The organism is Mycobacterium sp. RTGN4, from assembly GCF_033804635.1.
In the GTDB taxonomy this organism is placed as follows: Bacteria; Actinomycetota; Actinomycetes; order Mycobacteriales; family Mycobacteriaceae; genus Mycobacterium.
In genome coordinates this window covers 1-441 of record NZ_JAPZLB010000050.1, presented here as the reverse complement: position 1 = coordinate 441, position 441 = coordinate 1, and the positions used below count along the sequence as shown (strand labels likewise).

Annotated in this window: 1 protein-coding gene; it reads left to right on the top strand. The window is 67.1% G+C overall.

The window, feature by feature from the left end; all coding sequences use genetic code 11:
• Positions 1-441: AMP-binding enzyme (locus SLQ30_RS33020; RefSeq protein ID WP_319451254.1), on the top strand; the 441-nt coding region annotated here is incomplete at both ends.

The following is a 441-nucleotide window of genomic DNA, read 5'->3' as shown; positions in this document are numbered from 1 at the left end:
CCATGGCCCTCGATGCTGCGCGGGATCTGGGGCGACCCCGAACGCTTCAAGGAAACCTATTGGTCGCGCTTCGCCGAGCAGGGTTGGTACTTCGCCGGGGACGGCGCGCGCTACGACGCCGACGGCAACATCTGGGTGATGGGCCGCATCGATGACGTCATGAATGTCTCCGGGCACCGGATCTCCACCGCCGAAGTCGAGTCTGCGCTAGTCGGCCATTCAGGCGTGGCCGAGGCCGCCGTCGTCGGCGCCACCGACGACACCACCGGACAAGCGATCTGCGCGTTCGTCATCCTCAAGGCCAGCGCCGTAGGTGGTAGCGAGGACATGGTCGACGAGCTGCGCAAGCAGGTCGCCACCGAGATCTCCCCCATCGCCCGGCCCCGCGAGATCCACGTCGTGCCCGAGCTTCCCAAGACCCGCAGCGGCAAGATCATGCGC